General features: G+C 75.1%; 2 protein-coding genes and 1 pseudogene. 1 reads left to right on the top strand and 2 read right to left on the bottom strand.

The features are described from left to right. Positions 1-515 (top strand): annotated as a pseudogene (locus A6V29_RS06825) (serine/threonine-protein kinase); the annotation flags it as partial. A gap of 6 nt (positions 516-521) precedes the next feature. On the opposite strand, the gene A6V29_RS06820 reads toward A6V29_RS06825, so the two are convergent. Next, positions 522-1430 (bottom strand): TIGR01777 family oxidoreductase, encoded by a 909-nt coding sequence (locus tag A6V29_RS06820; protein WP_137159608.1) that lies wholly within the window; start codon positions 1428-1430, stop codon positions 522-524. A gap of 95 nt (positions 1431-1525) precedes the next feature. Then, the coding region (sucB, locus tag A6V29_RS06815; protein ID WP_137159607.1) for a 2-oxoglutarate dehydrogenase, E2 component, dihydrolipoamide succinyltransferase at positions 1526-2538 on the bottom strand (1013 nt) is incomplete at its 5' end.

Below are 2538 nucleotides of genomic sequence, written 5' to 3'. Positions count from 1 at the left end.
CCGAGTCCACCGCCCCCGAGTCCACCGCCCCCGAGTCCACCGCGCCCGAGTCCACCGCGCCGGCTGCCGAGCGCGCCGACCCGGCCGCGGCCAGGACCGCGGCCTCATCCGCGGCCTCGTCCGCCGAGGACTGGGCGGCCGTGGTCGCCGGGCTGTACGCGCTGCGGGCGCAGGCGTTCGCGTCCGCGACGGCCGAGCCACTCGCCGGGGTCTGGGTCGAGGGCAGCCTCCAGCGCGCCGCGGACGAGGAGCACGCCCGCGGGCTGGCGGACGCGGGCGAGGTCACCCGCGGGTTCCGCCCGACGGCGCGGGACGTCGAGCCCGTCTCGGTGACCGCCGACCGGGCCGAGCTGCGGCTCACCGACGGCTGGGACGCCTACGAGGTGGTCGCCCGGGACGATCCGGACGGACCGGCGCTGCGCACCGAGGCGGCGCGGCCACCGACCCCGGTGCGGATCGTGCTGCTCCGGACGACGGCGGGCTGGCGGCTCGCGAGCGCCGAGCGGCTCGCGTGATGTCCGTCAGTCGCGGCCGAGGGCGGTCCGCAGCGTGCTCTCCAGCGAGGTGTCCGCGAACACGTAGCCGGAGTCCAGCAGCTTCGCCGGCACCGCGTGCTGGCCGCCGAGGACGCTGGCGCGGCCGAACTCGCCGAGCGCCGTCGAGACGGCGAACGCCGGCACCGGCAGGGGGGTGGGCCGGTTCAGCACGCCGCCGAGGGTCCGGGTGAACTCGGCGTTGGTCACCGGGGAGGGGGCGTTGAGGTTGACCGGCCCGGAGACGTCGGCGGTCAGCAGGTGGGCGATGGCGCCGATCTCGTCGCGCAGGCTGATCCACGGCCAGTACTGGCGCCCGTTCCCCAGGCGGCCACCGAGACCCAGCCGGAAGACCAGGCCCAGGACCTGCACGAGCATCGCGCCGGGGCCGAGCACCAGGCCGGTGCGCAGCATCACCACCCGCACGCCGGCGTCGGCGGCCGCGGAGGTGGCTGCCTCCCAGCGCACGCAGAGCTGGGCCAGGAAGTCCTTCCCGGGCGGTGCGTCCTCGCGGATCTGCTGCTCGCCGGTGTCGCCGTAGTAGCCGATCCCCGAGGCGTTGAGCAGCACGCGCCGGCGTCCGGGCTCCTCGGCCGCCGCGGCGGCCAACGCCTGGCTGATCGTGGCCGTCGCGTCCAGCCGGCTGGTGACCAGCTCCTGCCGGTAGCCCCGCGTCCACGGCCGCGGGCGGATCGGCGCGCCCGCGAGGTTGATGACCGCGTCGACGTCGCGCAGCAGGTCCGGGGCGATGCGCCGGTGCTGAGGATCCCAGCGGTGCTCGTCGGCCGTGCGTGGGGTGCGGCGCACCAGCAGCAGGACCTCGTGGCCCTCGGCGCGCAGCGCGGGGACCAGGGCCCCGCCGATCAGGCCGGACGCGCCGGCAACGGCGATCTTCACGAGCTACCTCCCTCGATCCCCCTGGACGTGATCAGGGCCCCGGCTCGGTAGCCGAGGCCCTGATCCAGCCCCGTCCCGGAGGACGAGGCCCTGGTTCAGGACAGGCCGAGTTCGCCCTCGAACTGACCGGCCTCCAGTCGCTCCCGCACCGTGGTGAGGAAGCGGGCGGCGTCGGCGCCGTCGACGATGCGGTGGTCGTAGGTCAGCGCGAGGTAGACCATCGAGCGGACCGCGATCACCTCGCCGAGCTCGGGGTCGTCGACGACCACGGGGCGCTTGACCACGGAGCCCACGCCGAGGATGCCGACCTGCGGCTGGTTGATGATCGGCGTGTCGAACAGGGCGCCGCGGCTGCCGGTGTTGGTCAGCGTGAACGTGCCGCCGCCCAGCTCGTCCGGCGTCACCTTGTTCGACCGCGTGCGCTCGGCGAGGTCGGCGATCTTGCGGGCGAAGCCGCCGAGGCCGAGATCGCCGGCGTCGTGGATCACCGGCACGAGCAGCCCGCGCTCGGTGTCGACGGCGATGCCGAGGTTCTCCGAGTCGTGGTAGGTGACGGTCCCGGCCTGCTGGTCGATCGAGGAGTTCACCGACGGGTGCGCCTTGAGGGCCTCGACGGTCGCCTTGGCGAAGAACGGCAGGAACGAGAGCTTGACGCCCTCGCGGGCCTCGAAGTCGCTCTTCACCTGCTGCCGCAGCTGCGCGATCCGCGTGACGTCGGCCTCGACCACGGTCGTGAGCTGCGCGCTGATCTGCAGCGACTCGACCATCCGCTTGGCGATGACGGTCCGCAGCCGGGACATCTTCTCGGTGCGCCCGCGGACGGAGGTGTCCGGCGTCGCGGCCGGCGACGGCGTGCGGGCGGCGCCACCGGCGGCGGGCGCCTTGGCCGGCTGCTGGGCCGAGGCCTTCTCGGCCGCCGCGAGGACGTCCTGCTTGCGGATCCGGCCACCGACCCCGGTGCCCGACACGGTGGCGAGGTCGACACCCTTCTCCGCGGCCAGGCGGCGGACCAGCGGCGTCACGTACGAGCCGGCGTCACCGGAGCCGTCCGCGAACTGACCGCCGGCCGGCGCCTGTGGCGCCACCTGGGGTGCCGGCGGCGACGTCG

Origin of the sequence: Blastococcus sp. CCUG 61487 (assembly GCF_005222955.1) — a bacterium.
Taxonomy (GTDB): domain Bacteria; phylum Actinomycetota; class Actinomycetes; order Mycobacteriales; family Geodermatophilaceae; genus Blastococcus.
Note: the sequence above shows the minus strand (reverse complement) of the source record. Positions and strands in the feature narration are given on the sequence as shown.